This is a genomic window from Streptomyces sp. NPDC048514 (genome assembly GCF_043199955.1).
Classification (GTDB): domain Bacteria; phylum Actinomycetota; class Actinomycetes; order Streptomycetales; family Streptomycetaceae; genus Streptomyces.
In genome coordinates this window covers 85,558-101,309 of record NZ_JBICWT010000012.1, presented here as the reverse complement: position 1 = coordinate 101,309, position 15,752 = coordinate 85,558, and the positions used below count along the sequence as shown (strand labels likewise).

Annotated in this window: 10 protein-coding genes; 3 read left to right on the top strand and 7 right to left on the bottom strand. The window is 72.9% G+C overall.

Annotated elements, in window-relative coordinates; genetic code table 11:
- Positions 1-17 precede the first annotated feature (17 nt).
- From ACGFT2_RS26310 to ACGFT2_RS26295, 4 genes are all read right to left on the bottom strand, one after another.
- On the bottom strand, positions 18-2,630 hold the full coding sequence (locus ACGFT2_RS26310) for an ATP-binding cassette domain-containing protein (protein ID WP_393282396.1): 2,613 nt from the start codon (positions 2,628-2,630) through the stop codon (positions 18-20).
- A 162-nt stretch (positions 2,631-2,792) separates the two neighbouring features.
- The gene (locus ACGFT2_RS26305) at positions 2,793-3,551 is read right to left on the bottom strand and encodes an NUDIX domain-containing protein (protein ID WP_393282393.1); all 759 of its coding nucleotides are present in this window, start codon (positions 3,549-3,551) and stop codon (positions 2,793-2,795) included.
- A gap of 151 nt (positions 3,552-3,702) precedes the next feature.
- Positions 3,703-5,661: a glycogen debranching N-terminal domain-containing protein gene (locus ACGFT2_RS26300; protein WP_393282862.1), complete on the bottom strand. Its 1,959-nt coding sequence runs from the start codon at positions 5,659-5,661 to the stop codon at positions 3,703-3,705.
- A 549-nt stretch (positions 5,662-6,210) separates the two neighbouring features.
- Positions 6,211-7,938, bottom strand: a complete 1,728-nt coding sequence (locus tag ACGFT2_RS26295; protein ID WP_393282390.1) for a DUF4192 domain-containing protein — start codon at positions 7,936-7,938, stop codon at positions 6,211-6,213.
- A gap of 142 nt (positions 7,939-8,080) precedes the next feature.
- Here ACGFT2_RS26295 and ACGFT2_RS26290 point away from each other — a divergent pair, with 142 nt between their 5' ends.
- Both ACGFT2_RS26290 and ACGFT2_RS26285 read left to right on the top strand, forming a co-directional pair.
- Entirely contained in the window at positions 8,081-10,246 is a 2,166-nt protein-coding gene (locus ACGFT2_RS26290; RefSeq protein WP_393282387.1) for a RecQ family ATP-dependent DNA helicase, read from the top strand.
- Positions 10,247-10,513: 267 nt separating this feature from the next.
- A complete protein-coding gene (locus tag ACGFT2_RS26285; protein WP_393282384.1) occupies positions 10,514-11,134 on the top strand; it encodes a hypothetical protein in 621 nt (206 codons plus the stop codon).
- A 445-nt stretch (positions 11,135-11,579) separates the two neighbouring features.
- On the opposite strand, the gene ACGFT2_RS26280 is transcribed toward ACGFT2_RS26285, so the two are convergent.
- The 3 genes from ACGFT2_RS26280 to ACGFT2_RS26270 all read right to left on the bottom strand — a co-directional run bounded on the left by ACGFT2_RS26280 (position 11,580) and on the right by ACGFT2_RS26270 (position 13,666).
- The gene (locus tag ACGFT2_RS26280; protein ID WP_393282381.1) at positions 11,580-12,191 is read right to left on the bottom strand and encodes a hypothetical protein; all 612 of its coding nucleotides are present in this window, start codon (positions 12,189-12,191) and stop codon (positions 11,580-11,582) included.
- A gap of 68 nt (positions 12,192-12,259) precedes the next feature.
- The gene (locus tag ACGFT2_RS26275; RefSeq protein WP_393282378.1) at positions 12,260-12,961 is read right to left on the bottom strand and encodes a ribonuclease HII; all 702 of its coding nucleotides are present in this window, start codon (positions 12,959-12,961) and stop codon (positions 12,260-12,262) included.
- A gap of 81 nt (positions 12,962-13,042) precedes the next feature.
- The gene (locus tag ACGFT2_RS26270) at positions 13,043-13,666 is read right to left on the bottom strand and encodes a TetR/AcrR family transcriptional regulator (RefSeq protein ID WP_393282375.1); all 624 of its coding nucleotides are present in this window, start codon (positions 13,664-13,666) and stop codon (positions 13,043-13,045) included.
- Positions 13,667-13,854: 188 nt separating this feature from the next.
- On the opposite strand from ACGFT2_RS26270, the gene ACGFT2_RS26265 reads away from it, so the two are divergent.
- The gene (locus ACGFT2_RS26265) at positions 13,855-15,402 is read left to right on the top strand and encodes an MFS transporter (RefSeq protein WP_393282373.1); all 1,548 of its coding nucleotides are present in this window, start codon (positions 13,855-13,857) and stop codon (positions 15,400-15,402) included.
- The last annotated feature ends 350 nt before the right edge of the window (positions 15,403-15,752 follow it).

Below are 15,752 nucleotides of genomic sequence, written 5' to 3'. Positions count from 1 at the left end.
AAGCGCTCGGACGGTCGTCATCGGACCCGGGTGCGCAGGGTCGTGGACAGATAGGCACAGAGCAGTCCCGTCAGCGACAACACCATTGCTCCGCCCACGGGTTGGGCGAGCAGCCGCAACACCGCGACCAGATATCGCTCTCCCCCGAAGGGCCACTGCAGCAGCAGAAGTTCGTGCATCCGCATCGGGACGCCGGCCGCCATCCGCATCCCAGAGCCCCGCAGCGCCTGGTGCACGAGCGGTACGACGAGGACGGGTACGGCGAGGACCGCGGCCAGACCCGCCGTGGTGGACCGGAACACTCCGGCCGCCAGCACGCCGGCCCAGGCGCACCCGACCACCAGTGCGAACCAACCCGCGCCGAGCGAGAGCCAGTCCGCGGGAACTTGTGTCAGCTCCCGCCCGTAGACGAGGTACAGGAGTTCGGCGTCGCAGCCCACGGTGAGGAAGGCGAGCAGCAGGGCGGTGGCTCCGGAGACGAACAGTTTCGCGGTCAGCAGCCCCAGCCTGCGGGGCACGGTGCCGCGGTCCGCCGCCAGGGCGGGGTGGCGGAACTCGTCCCCGAACGCCAGCGCACCGAGCAGCCCCGCCGCGAGCGCCGCGGGCGGCAGCGGCAGTTCCCGTGGCCATGCGGCGAACAGCCGTTCGTGCGGGGTGTGACCGAGCCGGGCCAGCACTACGGCCGTGATCGCGGACACCACCAGCGCGCCGGCGCAGGTGAAGAAGCCGGTACCGACCCCGGCGGCGCGCCGGATCTCGTAGCGCAGGGGGCGGAGCGGGGCGGGTGCGGGCAGGACGGAGATGGGAGGCGGGAGAGGAGAGAGGGCATCGGGTGCGACCGCGCCTTCGGGGCGTACGGCGCGGCCGGTCAGCGGCTTACCGGTGCCGGGGTTCCTGGCGCCGGGCAGCCGGGTGCGCGTGGCGAGGATGCCCGCTGCCACGCTGCTCCTGCCGCCCGCCGGTGATTTCGAGGGTCTCGCGTCGTCGGCCTGGCCGGTGTCCGGCACTGTCGTCGCGTCGGCGGCCCGGTCGAGGCCGGCCGCCGTGGGCGCCTCGGCCGGAGTCGCCCCAGCGCCGAGCCCGACGGCGTCGCGCACCGTTTCCCCACCGCCCGCGGCAATCCGCGCGGCCTGCGCCGTAGTGGCGCAGGTGCTCTCCGACTGCTCCGGCCCCAGCACGCGGGCGGGGTCCTCCCCGGCGGATGACCGCTCGCCGCCACCGGCCTGCGCACGCTCCCGTCCGGGCCGCCCCGATCCGGCCCACCCTGCGCCCCCGGAGCGGATCCACGACTCCCGGTCCGCAAGGAGGTCTTCCCGGGCCGCACTGATGCCGGACGCTGCGCGCTCCGTTGCCGACGGGCTCCGTGCACAGTTCTCGCGCTCCTCCGGCGAGACGTCCGGCGCCGCACCGCGCCGGCCCCGTGACGCGCCGGCCGACGCCGGGGTCTCCGGGTCCGGCCGGGAGGCGTCGAGCGCAGCGGCGGTGCCGGTACCCGCTGCCGCCAGGGCGGAGTCCGCATCGCCCGGCTCCACCGGCCGGAAACGCTCCGCGTCGCCCGGGCCGGTCACCGATGAGCCGATCCCCGCGCCGCGCCGGCCGGACGCCGATGAGCCGGATCGCGCGGGCTCCCGCTCCGCCGGACCGGCTTCCGCGGTGGCCGCCTCCAGGGACGCCCCAGGCGAGTGCGGGACGACCGACTCGCCCCGAGCCTGCCGTACGCCGTCAGCCTCCGCACCGTCGCCTCGTTCGGCACCGGGACCCATGTCGCCGACCTCGTCCGCGAGTTGGTGGATGAGGATGCCGTTGCGGAACGCCGTCTCACCGACGTCGGCGGTCGTGCTGCCGTACACCGAGAGGCGGTTGCCGCCCTCCCGTACGACCTCCACGGATCGGCGGGCGGTGCGGGCCTCCTTGGCGAGCAGGGCCGCGAGGCGCGCCGCGTGGGGGCTGCGGACGGCGACCCGGGGGCGCAGCCGGGTGCGGGCGAACTCCTTGGCCTCCTGATCCGCGACGAGCCTGCCACCGTCGAGGGTGACGACGCGGTCGGCTGTCCGCGCGGCTTCCTTGGGGTCGGCCGTGGTGAAGAGCACGGTGCCGCCCTGGCGGGTGTGCGCGCGCAGCATGCTGTGCAGCCACTGCGCCTCACGGGCGGAGAGCCCGTCGGTGGGTGCGTCCAGGACGAGCGTGTGCGGGTCGGGCAGGAGAGCGCAGGCCAGGCCGAGTCTGCGGTCCACGCCGCACGACAGCGTGTCGAGGCGCTCCTCGCGAAGGCTGACCAGGCCGACCACCTCGAGGACCTCGTCGGCGCGGCGCGCGGGAAGCCCCGACGCCGCACACAGCATGCGCAGATGACCGCGGACCGAGCGGGCCGGGTGCCCTGGCACGTCACCGAGGAGCACGCCGACCTCCCGGGCGGGATGCGCGATCCGGTGCAGGGGCCGCCCCTTGAAGTAGGTGATGCCACGACCGGGTTGAAGCTCGAGCATCAGTCTGAGCGCCGTCGTCTTGCCCGCGCCGGCGCCGCCGAGGAGCGCGGTGACGTGCCCGGCGCGCGCTTCGAAGGAGACGTCGTCGATGGCGGGCGGGTGCGCCTTGCGGGGGTTGCTGGTCAGTCCGAAGGCCTGGATCACCTGCAGCAAGATAGCGCGCTATGTCCCATTTTTTGGTGTATAGCGCGTTCTGTCGCGGAGTGCCGCATGCACAACCCCGTCCGTGTCCGCCGTTCGACGCAGCCGGGGCCCGGCTCGCACGGCCGGCTCGCCCTTGGCAGCGGCGGCCGTCCGGGCGGCGGCTCAGACCTCGGGGCGCAGCATCGGAGGGTTGAGCAGGGTGGCCCCGCCGGCCCGGAAGAGCTGGGCCGGCCGGCCGCCCTGGCGGGTGGTCGTACCTCCCGTGGGGACGAGGAATCCGGGCGTTCCGGTCACCTTGCGGTGGAAGTTGCGCGGATCGAGGGCCACGCCCCAGACCGCCTCGTAGACCCGGCGCAGCTCTCCGACGGTGAACTCGGGCGGGCAGAAAGCGGTGGCCAGCGACGAGTACTCGATCTTGGACCGTGCCCGCTCCACCCCGTCGGCGAGAATCCGGGCGTGGTCGAACGCCAGCGGTGCCACCGGCTCGCCGTCGCGGCCGTATCCGCCCTGCTCGAGCAGTTCCTCCACCGGCGCCCAGCGCGCGTTGCTCGCGTCGCCGCCCGCGCGCGGTGCGGGCAGGTCGGGCGCGAGCGCGAGATGAGCGACGCTCACCACGCGCATGCGCGGATCCCGCTCCAGGTCGCCGTAGGTGGCGAGCTGCTCCAGGTGGGCTCCGTTGTCCTGGGCCGGGGCCGAGGGATCGTGGGCGCGCAGCCCCGTCTCCTCGGCCAGCTCGCGTGCCGCCGCCTGCGACAGGTTCTCGTCGGCCCGTACGAAGCCGCCAGGCAGTGCCCAGCGCCCCTGGAACGGAGGCTCGCCCCGGCGTACCGCCAGCGCGCACAGGGCATGGCGGCGCACGGTCAGCACGACCAGGTCCACGGTGACGGCGAAGGGCGGAAACGCTGACGGGTCGTAGGGCATGCGGCGATCATAGTCGTCTGCCTGACGATAAACACTCCCTTCGTCGGTCGCGCAGGTCGTGCCCCCAGCTCCGTTCCCGAAGGAAGCCAAGGCCGGGTCCCGTTCGTCGTGACGGTCACGTCGTACGAGGTCACAGGCGTCGGCGCCGGGCTCACACCCCCAGTTGCAGGCCGTCCGCGGCCTCCTCGACCATGGCGAGTCCCAGTCGGCTGACCCGCACGGCGAACGGGGCGCCCGCCACGCGGAGCCCGGTCAGACCCAGTTCGCCGAGCGGGGCACTGCTCACGGGGCGCAGGATGACGGTGCCGGCGGGGGCGTCGGGACGGATACCGGCGATCGCGGTGAGCATCAGGACCACGGAGGCCGCTGCGGTGGCCGCCGGACGGCAGGCCGCCGGATGGGGCAGGGGCGCGCTGCCTGCGGAGCGCTGTTCTCCGCCGAACATCTCGGGCAGCCGGTGGCCGAAGTGGTCCGCCGCTTCCAGCAGGCCCGTCAGCAGGCCGGCGGCCTCCCTCTCGTATCCGGCGGCGGCCAGGCCGGCGACGGCGAGCGCACTCTCGTGGACTCGGACGGCTCCGCTCCGGTGGCCGAACGGGTTGTGCGCCGCCTCCTTGCTGCCGAGGCCGCGCAGCCCCCAGCCCGCATCCATGGCGGGGCCGCCGAGCAGTCTGGCGAGGTGCTCGGTCTGCACCTTGTCCAGGAGGCCCGGGGCGAACCTGCCGGAGCCGAGCAGCCCGGTGTCGAGCAGGTGGACCGCGGCGGAACCCAGGTGCGGCACGGGACGGCCGTCCGGCGCCAGGGCCGCGGCCGGGCGGCCGCCGCCGTGGTCGTCGATCCAGAAGCCGGTCCGGAAGGCGGACCGCAGGGCCCCGGCCCACTCCCGCAGCTCCGTGGCCCCCGGTCTCGCGCACGCGTCGAGGAGGTCGGCGCCCAGCAGCGCCGCGCGGTAGGCCTGGGCCTGCGTCTCGCAGCGGGCCGGCCCTGCGGGCTGCGGATCGGAGAGGTAGGTCCCGTCAGCGACGGTGGTGCGCAGCCAGGTCAGGCAGCGTTCGGCCGCGGGCAGCAGTTCCTCCGTCTCCTGCTCGGGGAGTCCCCATCTGCGGGCCTCGGCGAGCAGGACGGGAAAGAGCAGTGTGGCCTCGGTTCCCGTGCAGCCCGGCGGGAGAAGGGGACCGGCGTCGCGTCGTGGCCCGGGGATCATGCCGGTTCCGGGGCCGGGCCCCGGCAGCTGCGTGCGGGCCAGGGCACGCAGGGTGCCCGCGGCGAGGCGCGTGCCCAGGGGCAGGGCCATACGGGCGGCTGCGAGGGCGTCGGCGGGGGCCATGCCGCAGCGCCACGGGGCACCCGCGGCGAGGTAAGTGTCCGAGGGGTGCGCGGGGTCGCGAAGGAGCAGTGCCTGGAGGTCGGCGACGGCCGCCTGCAGCAGGGGGGCCACCCGGGGATCATCGCCGGCTGCTCGAGCGGGTGCGAGGGGACGGGACGAGGCATGTCCCACGGCCCGCAGTGGAGCCGCTCCGTCGGCTCGTACCCGCAGTTCCACGACTGCCGCCCCGCTCGGTGGCAGGTCGAGTTCCCAGCGCAGCAGTCCGGCGGACGCCAGGGCGTCGGCGGGTGGCGGGTCGGCCGTGACGCAGGCCGCGGCGCTCGTCGTGGTCCAGCGCAGGCCCGAGTCGCGGACCGTGGCCGGGAGTTCGGGGCCCGCCGCACCGGAAGCGATGGCGCCGAGCTCCGCGAGATCCGTGCTGAGGGCGACTTCGAGAGGCAGACGCAGGTGGCGCAGAGCGGCGTTGCGGAAAACGATCCGTTCGGTTCCGTCGGCGCAACGCGTCCGCTCGACGACGACGTCGGGATCGGGTCCCGTCGCCGGGGAGAGGCGCAGCGTGCCCACGAAGCGGGCACTGTCGGCTGCGGTCATCCGCGCCTGCACCGCCAGCGGTTCCCGGCCGGCAACCCTGACCTGGCACCGCGACAGCAGCCGCCTTCCGCCTCGGTAGAAGCCGTCCAGCCCCCGGCCGGACAGTTGCCCCGACTCGCCGGAGATGGCGAGGCCGGGCAGAGCGACGCAGATCAGCGCGGTGTGCGTGGGTGGCAGCCCGGACGCGGTGCGCATGGGCTGCCGCCCGGGCGCGGTGAAGGTGGGTGGCAGCCCGGGCGCCGTGCGCATGGGCCGCCGCTGTAGGTCGGCGGCGTCCGCCGGGATCACCTCGGGCCTGTCCCAGGGCGAACGTTCGTCGCCGGCGGCGGGCGGAGTCGGCTGCTGGTGCATGGGGTCGCCTCTTCTGCGCTCGGTGCGCCTCGTACGTGCGGAGCGGCCGTTGGGTTCCCTGGGGGGCAAGGGGGCGTGCGGCGGCGAGGCCCGTCCGGGTGTTCCGCCACTCAGGTGAACGGAGCAGGCCTCGTCGTGGTCACGGCCCACTCCGTGGAAGCCGACCGGACGGCGGCCGGCGGCAGGCACTGCAGGTACGGGCGGAAGCCGAACGCGGCCGGCAAACGTCTGGTGCGGACCCTGCCGGTCGGCCGTCCGTCTCTCCGGCACATACGTCGGCTGGGCCAAGGCGGCCGGCGACACACGTCCTGCCTCCCGGCGTCGAACGGCCGGGGCTCGCCGCGTCGGCAGATCTCTCCCGGCCCGTGCGATCCGCGCTCGTTCGCCCGGGACTCACGCTTCCTCCCCGTGCTCATGCGGGCCGCTGCCCGTCGGGGCGCCGTTCGTCGTGCCGTCGGGCGCGATCGCACCCCGAGCACTTCGGGTGCCGCTGGTGCCTCGGGTGCCGGGCCGTGAGGGTTCCGTGGACGACGGCCGGGGACGGGAGCCGGTCGGCCCTCGCCGGCCCTCGGCCGGACGACGCGTGCGGCGGCCGTCACCGCCGTCCACGGACCGCACTCGCCGCCGGCGGCGCGAACCCGTTCCTGAGCCCGCTTCGACACCCTGACGGTCCGCAACCGGCGCGGCCGGCACGGTCGGTCCGGCCGGTGCGGCCGGTGCGGCCGGTGCGGCCGGTGCGGCCGGTGCGCTCGGAGCTGTTGGTGCAGCCAGTGCTGTCGGTGCAGCCGGTGCTGTCGACGCCGCCGGTGCTGTCGGCGCGGCCGGTGCGATCGGTCCGGGCTGTCCGGCCTGTCCGGGCACGACCGCGGCTGCTCGGGCGGGCTCGGTGCAAGCCGTGTCCGGCGCTTGGTCCGTCCGTTCCGCCGTCTCCGCGGTCGTACGTCCGGAGCCTCCGGTGCGCAGGCAGCGGCGAATCGCCTCCGGGTCGAGGCCCTCATTGCAGGCCTGGTGCAGCAGACGGGCGAAGAGGTAGTCGGGGTCCGCGCCCAGCGCCATGGCCAGGGCCTCGCGCGCCTCCAGTTCGTCGCCCGTGGACCATGCGACCCAGCCGGCCAGGGTCAGCGGAGCGGCGGCGTGCTCGCCGTAGGGGCCGACACAACGGCGGGCCAGGGCGCGCCAGAGCCGAAGGGCCGGGCCCGCCTCCTCGCCTTCCATCCACGCGGCCGCCCGGTCGCGGGTCGTGCGGTCCTGGAGTCCGAGAACGAGCGCCGCCGCCTCGTCGTGACCGAGGAGGTCGTCGTCGCGCAGGTCTGCCGGATGCGTACCGGACACCGGCGCTGCGGCTGCGAGGCGGTGCATGATCCGCTCGGCGAGGTCGAGCGTCTCCCGCGCGACCTCCGCACGGCTCGACTCTTCCAGGATGCGGGGCACCAGGCTCATACCGGCCGCGTCGAGGGCGACCTCCTGCTCCAGTGCCGCGCTGGTCTCCCAGGGCTGCAGCCTGGCCCGCAGCTCCCTCAGGGTGCCGCGGACCTGGATGCCGGCGTAGGTGGCGGCAGCGGCCAGCACGGAGGTGCCGGGAAGGCCCATCGGCGAACCGTCCTCGGGGCAGCAGCCGTCGACCGGACAGCAGTAGCTCCAGTAGCGGCCGTCCGAGATGCACAGTGCCTCGATGACCGGCACGTCGAGGCTGCCGCAGGCGACCCGCAGGGCGTGGGCCAGCCCCTCCAGTCGTCGCTTCACGTCCCGGCCCGACTCCCCCGGGGCCGGTTCACGGCAGACGTAGGCCACCATCCGCTCGGGGCGGGCGCCGCGCCGCTCGCAGCCGGTCACCAGCCCCTGGGCCAGCTGCCGGGCGGCCGGTTCCCAGTCCTCCTCGCCGGCGGGAATGCCGAGCCGGGCCCGGCCACCGAACCTGCCCGGGGTCTCGCGGTCGTGGAGGGCGACCAGCACCATGCTGTCCTCCGGGCGGTAGCCGAGCAGATAGGGCAGGGCGTCGGCCAGCTCGGCCGGGCTGCGCAGGGTGACCTGCGGGTCGTGCGCCGACGGTTTGCTCGACGGCTCCTGTCCCGGGATGTCGCCGTTCTCGAAGGGTCCGGTCGTTTCGCTGTGATTCGTCATGCGCAGACGATCTCGCGGATCCTGAGACTCCGCCCGGGCCTGTGGATAAGTCGAATCAGGGACACGACAAGGTCAGATCGGTTGTCCACAGCGCTCGGCCCGGACCGCCCGCTTGTCGGTCCCGTCCTGTTGTATGGAGCGCATGGAGCACACGAGCAACGCGGACCTCCGGGCACAGGCCGACACCGTCCTCGCCCGCCTCGTCGGGGACGCCACGGGCGCGGCACGTCTGCGCGAGGACCAGTGGCGGGCGATCGAGGCACTGGTCGCCGAACGGCGCCGGGCGCTGGTCGTCCAGCGCACCGGGTGGGGCAAGTCCGCGGTGTACTTCGTGGCGACCTCGCTGCTGCGGGCCAGAGGAAGCGGACCCACGGTGATCGTCTCTCCGCTGCTCGCCCTCATGCGCAACCAGGTGGACGCCGCGGCGCGGGCCGGCATCCACGCCCGGACCATCAACTCGGCCAACACCGAGGAGTGGCAGGACGTCCAGGCCGAGATCGCGGCCGGCGAGGTGGATGTCCTGCTCGTCAGCCCGGAGCGCCTGAACAACCCGGACTTCCGCGATCAGGTCCTGCCCAAGCTGTCGGCGGCCACAGGCCTGCTGGTGGTGGACGAGGCCCACTGCATCTCCGACTGGGGTCACGACTTCCGGCCCGACTACCGACGACTGCGCACCATGCTCGGCGACCTCCCACCGGGGGTCCCCGTGCTGGCCACCACCGCCACGGCCAACGCACGTGTCACCGCGGACGTCGCCGAGCAGCTGGGCACCGGGGGCACGTCGGACGCCCTGGTGCTCCGCGGGCCGCTGGACCGGGAGAGTCTCAGCCTCGGCGTGCTGCGGCTGCCGGACGCGGCCCACCGGATGGCCTGGCTCGCCGACCACCTGGACGAGCTGCCGGGATCCGGCATCGTCTACACACTCACTGTCGCCGCCGCCGAGGAGGTCACCGCCTTCCTGCGGCAGCGCGGCCATGTCGTCGCCTCGTACACGGGCAAGACGGAGAACGCCGAACGGCAGCAGGCCGAGGACGATCTGCTCGCCAACCGGGTGAAGGCGCTGATCGCCACCTCCGCGCTCGGCATGGGTTTCGACAAGCCCGATCTGGGCTTCGTGATCCACCTCGGTTCGCCCTCCTCCCCCATCGCCTACTACCAGCAGGTGGGCCGGGCCGGCCGTGGCGTCGAGCACGCCGAGGTACTGCTGCTGCCAGGCAAGGAGGACGAGGCGATCTGGCAGTACTTCGCCTCCTTGGCCTTCCCCTCCGAGGACCTGGTCCGGCGCACCCTGGACGTCCTCACCCAGGCGGACAGACCTCTGTCGCTGCCTGCGCTGGAGCCCCTGGTCGAACTGCGCCGCTCACGTCTGGAGACCATGCTGAAGGTCCTCGACGTGGACGGGGCGGTACGCCGGGTCAAGGGCGGCTGGATCGCGACCGGGCAGCCGTGGTCGTACGACGCCGAGCGCTACGACTGGGTCGCCCGGCAGCGCACGGCCGAGCAGCAGGCGATGCGGGCGTACGCATCCACCACCGAGTGCCGGATGGAGTTCCTGCAGCGCCAACTGGACGACGAGGGCGCCAAACCGTGTGGTCGCTGCGACAACTGCGCCGGATCTCGCTTCACCACCGACATGTCCACGACGGCGCTGGACGCCGCACGGAGCGACCTGGGCCGGGCGGGCGTCGAGGTGGAGCCCCGACGCATGTGGCCGACCGGCCTGTCGGCCGTCGGTATCGACCTCAAGGGCCGCATCCCGGCCGGTGAACAGGCGGCGCAGGGACGGGCTCTGGGCCGGTCGTCGGACATCGGCTGGGGCAACCGCCTGCGCCCCCTCTTCGCCCCGCAGGCATCGGACGCCCCCGTGCCGGACGACGTGGCGCGAGCCGTCGTCGACGTGCTGGCCGACTGGGCCCGCGGCCCGGGCGGGTGGGCCCCCGGCGCGGCCGATGCCCAGGCCCGGCCGGTGGGCGTGGTCACCATCGCCTCACGCACCAGGCCCGAGTTGATCGGATCCCTGGGCGCCCGGATCTCCCAGATCGGCCGGCTGCCGCTGCTCGGCTCCGTGGACTACGCCGAGGAGGCGCCCCGGATGCCACGCAGCAACAGTGCGCAGCGACTGAAGGCTCTCGACGGCTCCTTGGCGGTGCCTCCCGCCCTCGCGTCGGCGCTCGCCGAGGCCGGGGGGCCGGTCCTGCTGGTGGACGATTTCACCGAGACCGGCTGGACCCTCGCTGTCGCGGCGCGCCTGCTCAGGAGAGCTGGTGCGCAGGGGGTGTTGCCGCTGGTCCTGGCCGTCCAGGGCTGACCGCGCGGCCGCCGCCGGCGACCGGGCACGACGTGATCCGACCGGCCAGGCGTCATCGGCGCGACCCGTGGGTAGGGATATAAACCCCGCACCAACAGATAACCGGCGGTGGCGCCAATTGCTCGTTGCCGCATCCCAGTTCGACAGGAAGAATTGAGATCCGCTCCCCGCACGGCTCGTCCGTGATCCGGCTGGGCTTCACTGCGGTGCGCGCTCCCCCGAATCCGACCTCGCCCGCAGTATGGGCGCGTAGCCGAAGGGAGGAACGTGACCTTCGGATTCGCCTCGTCCTCGGCGGCCTCGTTCTCGACATCCGCGCCCGCCGCCTCCGCCAGTCGTCTGCTCGAGCCGGCGGAGTGGGCTGCCGCCGGAATCCCGCTGCTGCGCAACCCCCGTGAGGTCGTCAGCGGTCTGCACACCCGGCATCAGCCGAAGCCGTCCACGGCGGTCGTGGCGGTCCTCGATCCGGACGAGCGGCTGTGCGCCAGCGCCTCGTTCACCCGTCGTCCCGCTCCGGCCGACGGCTGGATGTTCCGCAACGCGCTCCTGTCCCAGCTGCGCCGGGTCATTCCGCACGACCTGCGACGCCGCACACCGGTGCGCACGGCGGTACTGCTCTACTGCCGCGAGGGTGACGCACACTGGACGGAGGAGGACGGCGCCTGGATGTGGGGGCTGCGCGACGCCTGCACCCTGCACGGGCTGCGCTGCGGGGCGTACATCACGCTGACTCACGAGGGCTGGCAGGTGCTCGGCGAAGGGCGCGGCGGACGCCGGCCCCACTCTCACTCCGCGCCGGAGCCCCTGGCCATGACACAGGCCCCGCCACTCACTCCGCGCACCGGAGGTCCGGTCTCCGAGGTCCTGCGCCGCGCGGCGGCCCGCTGAGGCGCATCCGCCGCCGGAGCCGGCCTCCGCGGGTCTTCCGCACAGTCGGCCGAGCCGTTCGACCCGTCCGATCCGACCGTCCGGACCGAGCCGACCGACCGGACCGACCCGGCCGATCCGACCGACCCGGCCCGCGGAAAGGGAGACGCCGGCCGTCGGCCGCAGGGCGCGCTCCGGCAACCGGTGGCCGGGAGAGACGAGCCTCCCCAGGCCGAAGACGGCTCGGGGGCGCGAAGGCGCAGCCGCCTTGCACCGGGGCGTAGCGGATGCATGGCCACGCCACACCCGAGTAGCGGGCACATGAGCCACACCGAGGTGGCGGAGACCCAGTCGCCCCGCACCGGAGTAGCCGCCGGTCGTCCTGGCATGCCGAAAGCCGCACCGTGCTTCAGGGCATCGGCGCGGCCCCTACGTCACCCCGGTGCGCCGAGGTGCCGTACGCGGCTCAGAGACCGGCGCCCAGCACCGAGTTGATCTGCTGCGGGTCGCCGCAGACGATCAGCAGTGCTCCGGCCCTGGCGTGGGCCAGCGGGAGGGCGGTGGCAGCGGCGGAGGCGGGGCCTCCGTTGACGGCCACGACGACCACGGGACGCGACGCGGCACGGGAGGCGACGGCGGCATCCGTGTAGAAGACGTCGTCACCGGTGTCGTGCTGCGCCCAGTAGGAGGCTTCACCGAAGGACAGCTCGTGCTCGGCCCACGGGTGCTGGGCACCAGTGGTGATCACGAGTACGTCACCAGGGGCGCGACCCGAGTCCAGGAGCAGGTCCAACGCCTCTTCCGCGGCGTCGAGCGCGCCTTCGGGCGAAGCCGGGATCAGCTGGATCTGGGGAGTCGCCGCCGGTGTGGCGGGAGTGGCCGGCCCGGACGGGCTCGGCTTGACCGGAACCGCGTCACGCGAGGTGCGCTGCACCGGCGCCGTGGGCCGCGGGGGGCCGGGACGACCGGGGCGGGACGGAGCCGCGGGGCGGGGGCCGGGTACGGGGCGTGGGGTCGGCGCGGTGCGGGGACCCTGGGCACTCTCGTGAATCTGAGGCTCCTCGGGAATGAGAGGCATGAGCTGATTTTTATCAAACATTGGTGCGGTGCGGACGACCGGGTGGCACATCAGTGCGAGCGGAGACGTCAGAAATCGAAGCCGAGCTGACCCTCGATTTCCGGAACGCTCCCGTCCGCCCAGCTGCGGACCTTCTTGAGGTGCCGCCACTGAGGCAACGCATCAAGATACGCCCAGGACATCCGGTGATGCGGGGTGGGCCCCCGCTCCTCCAGTGCGGCCTTGTGCACGGGCGATGGATACCCGGCGTTGTCCGCGAATCCGAAGTCTGCATGGTCGACACCCAGTTCGGCCATCATTTTGTCGCGCTGAACCTTGGCGATCACCGATGCCGCCGCGACGGCCACGCACGAGCGGTCGCCCTTGATCACCGTGCGGACCCGCCACGGGGCACCGAGATAGTCGTGCTTCCCGTCGAGGATGACGGCATCGGGGCGGACCGGCAGGGCGTCCAGAGCGCGGCCCGCGGCGAGCCGCAGCGCGGCCGTCATCCCCAAGTCGTCGATCTCTTCGGGGGAAGCATGCCCCAGCGCATGGGCCGTCACCCATGTCAGCAGGATCTCGGACAGCTCCGTGCGCCGCCTGATCGTCAGCAGCTTGGAGTCGGTGAGGCCCTCGGGTGGTCGGCGCAGTCCGGTGATCGCCGCGCAGACGGTGACGGGCCCGGCCCAGGCGCCGCGCCCCACTTCGTCGACGCCGGCAATGACCTTCGCTCCGGTCGTGGCGCGCAGCGAGCGCTCGACGGTGTGGGTAGGCGGTTCGTACGGCATGGCGCACTTAGGGTACGCCGCCGGGATCGTCACGCGACACCCCGGTCTGCCGTTCCGTGCCGAGATCGCCGACCCGGGCGGTCAGTCCGCGCGGGGACGCAGCAGGGGCATCATCAGCTGGTCGATCATGCCCTCGAGCTCCCGATCGCTCCATTCGCTTGCGCACACCTTCGAGCGGTACATCATCATGGCCGGGACGGCATCGAAAACGAAGTCGTTTACGGCGTCCGGGCGAACCTCACCGCGTTCAACACCCCGCGCGATGACATCCCGGAGCAGCCTGACGGTCGGCTCCACCACCCCTCCGACGATCACCCCCTGGAAGCGTTCCGCCTGCACGTGATCGCATTCGTAAAGCACCGCGCGCAGTGCGGCGCCCTGAGCCGAATACATGATCTGCCGCACCTGCCGGCACAGGGCGAGAAGGTCCTCGCGCACGCTCCCGGCATCCGGAGCCGAATCGACCTCGGGCAGGCCGGCCGCCAGCGCGTCCGCGACGAGATCCTCCTTGCAGGACCACCGGCGGTAGACCGCGGCCTTGCCGGTCTGGGCGCCGGCCGCGACACCTTCCATGGTCAGGCCCTTCCAGCCGACTTCACCGAGCTGCTGCAGAGCGGCGCTCAGGATCGCGCGCTCCAGCACCGCACCGCGCCGGCGAGCGGGGGCGGACCCGGCAGGGGCGGCCGGGCAGCCAGAGGTAGCCATCTGTGTTTCTCCAGCATGTGTGGGGAGCGGGGATTTCGGAGCAGGCGAGGACGCCACGCAGCGGCAACAGGGGGACGTGATGCGAGGTGCGCGCCCAAGTGAACGCTTGCGTTCACTGTTGGGGACTCACTACCGTGGACGCGCCAGTGAACGCAAGCGTTCACTAACGCCGTAAGGGGGGACCCATAGTGACGACCTCTCAACTGCTGCGGGATCAGAAGCCGGGTGCGGCCCGCCGGGAGGGGCACCCCGGCATAGCACTCACGGTCATAGCGGCCTGCCAACTCATGGTGGTACTCGACGCGACGATTGTTAGCATCGCGCTTCCGCACATTCAAGATGCTCTCCGGTTCAGCACCACCGACCTCACCTGGGTGGTCAGCGCGTACACGCTCACCTTCGGCGGTCTGCTGCTGCTCGGCGCGCGGGCCGGTGACATCCTCGGCCGCCGCCGGGTGTTCATGACCGGCATCCTGCTGTTCACCTTCGCCTCTCTGCTGGGCGGCCTCGCCCAGGAACCCTGGCAATTGCTGGCCGCACGGGCCCTCCAAGGCGTAGGTGGCGCGATCGCGTCGCCCACGTCCCTGGCACTGATCACGACGACCTTCCCCGAAGGCCCGGAGCGCAACCGGGCCTTCGGCGTGTTCGCCTCCGTGTCCGCGGGCGGTGGCGCCATCGGCCTGCTTGCCGGCGGCATGCTCACCGACTGGCTCGACTGGCGGTGGGTGCTGTTCGTCAACGTGCCCATCGGTGTGCTGATCGCCTCGCTCGCACCTCTGTACATCAACGAGTCCCAGCGGCATCCCGGACGCTTCGACATCACCGGTGCGGTGACCTCGACGGGGGGCATGGCCCTGCTGGTCTACGGCTTCATCCGGGCGGCCGAGGACGGCTGGCGGGACGGCCTCACCGTCGGCTCGTTCGGCGCGGCGGTGGTGCTGCTGCTCGCCTTCGTCCTCACCGAGAAGCGGGTGAGGGAGCCGATCACCCCGCTCAGGATGTTCACGGACCGCAATCGCTGGGGCACGTACGTGATCATGCTCTGCCTGGCCGCCGCGATGTTCGGCATGTTCTTCTACATCGTGCTGTTCGTGCAGAACGTGCTCGGTTACACCGCCATCGAGTCCGGGGTGGCCTTCCTCCCCGTGACGGTCGCGATCGCGATCGGCGCCGGCCTGGCCCAGCGGTTCCTGCCGACCTTCGGCCCCAAGCCGTTGATGGTGGTCGGCTCCGCGCTCGTCGTGATCGGGCTGGTGTGGCAGACCTTCATCCGGCCCGACAGCTCCTATGTCGGCGGCGTCCTGGGACCGATGCTGGCGTTCGGGTTCGGTATGGGCCTGAACTTCGTGACGGCCACCGTCACCGCCGTCACCGGTGTCGCCCAGCACGAGGCGGGAGCGGCCTCCGGTCTGCTTAATGCCATGCAGCAGGTGGGCGGTTCGCTCGGGCTGTCCATCCTGACGACCGTCTTCGGGTCGGCCGGGAAGGAGGAGGCGGAGAAGCAGTTGCCGAAGTTCCTTGCCGAGGGTTCGCCCGAGCAGAAGGCGCAGTTCGCCAAGACGCACCAGCTGCCGGCGCCCTGGGGGAACGAGGTGCTCGCACACGGCATCTCGGTCGCCTTCGTCCCGGCCGCCGCGATGGCCGCTCTGGCGTTCCTCACCGCCTGGCTGGTGATCAGGGTCCGCAAGAGCGATCTCGACTCCCTCGCCGGGGTCACGGGACCGGGCATCGGCTGACCCGGCTCGGGCCGCGCAGAGCCGCGGCCCGCCGGACGGCCGCACGAGCGGCCCCCCGGACCGCCGCACCGGCACGAACGGCACGTGCGACGCTTCGGACGGTTCGGCCGGCCGCGCCACGGCCCGCCACGACGACATCAGGACCAGGGCTGGAACCAGCACCGACGCCGGGCTCGACCACGCGCCGACCATCCCACACCTCCAGAGCCCGATAACCCGCCTGCGCGCCGAACGATCATGCGGCGGATACGAGAAGAACGGGTGACCGTCACAGAGAGTTCCCGCCGAACACGCAGAGTTCGTGCAGCGGTGACCCGAGGGGACTCCCGCGCAAGCGGAGGAGCCGACGG

Excerpts from the sequence above, each read along its gene's own strand:
- ACGFT2_RS26280 (WP_393282381.1), bottom strand. The coding sequence starts at position 12,191 with ATGCCTCTCATTCCCGAGGAGCCTCAGATTCACGAGAGTGCCCAGGGT.
- ACGFT2_RS26290 (WP_393282387.1), top strand. The coding sequence starts at position 8,081 with ATGGAGCACACGAGCAACGCGGACCTCCGGGCACAGGCCGACACCGTC.
- ACGFT2_RS26300 (WP_393282862.1), bottom strand. The coding sequence starts at position 5,661 with ATGCGCACCGCGTCCGGGCTGCCACCCACGCACACCGCGCTGATCTGC.
- ACGFT2_RS26305 (WP_393282393.1), bottom strand. The coding sequence starts at position 3,551 with ATGCCCTACGACCCGTCAGCGTTTCCGCCCTTCGCCGTCACCGTGGAC.
- ACGFT2_RS26270 (WP_393282375.1), bottom strand. The coding sequence starts at position 13,666 with ATGGCTACCTCTGGCTGCCCGGCCGCCCCTGCCGGGTCCGCCCCCGCT.
- ACGFT2_RS26275 (WP_393282378.1), bottom strand. The coding sequence starts at position 12,961 with ATGCCGTACGAACCGCCTACCCACACCGTCGAGCGCTCGCTGCGCGCC.
- ACGFT2_RS26295 (WP_393282390.1), bottom strand. The coding sequence starts at position 7,938 with ATGACGAATCACAGCGAAACGACCGGACCCTTCGAGAACGGCGACATC.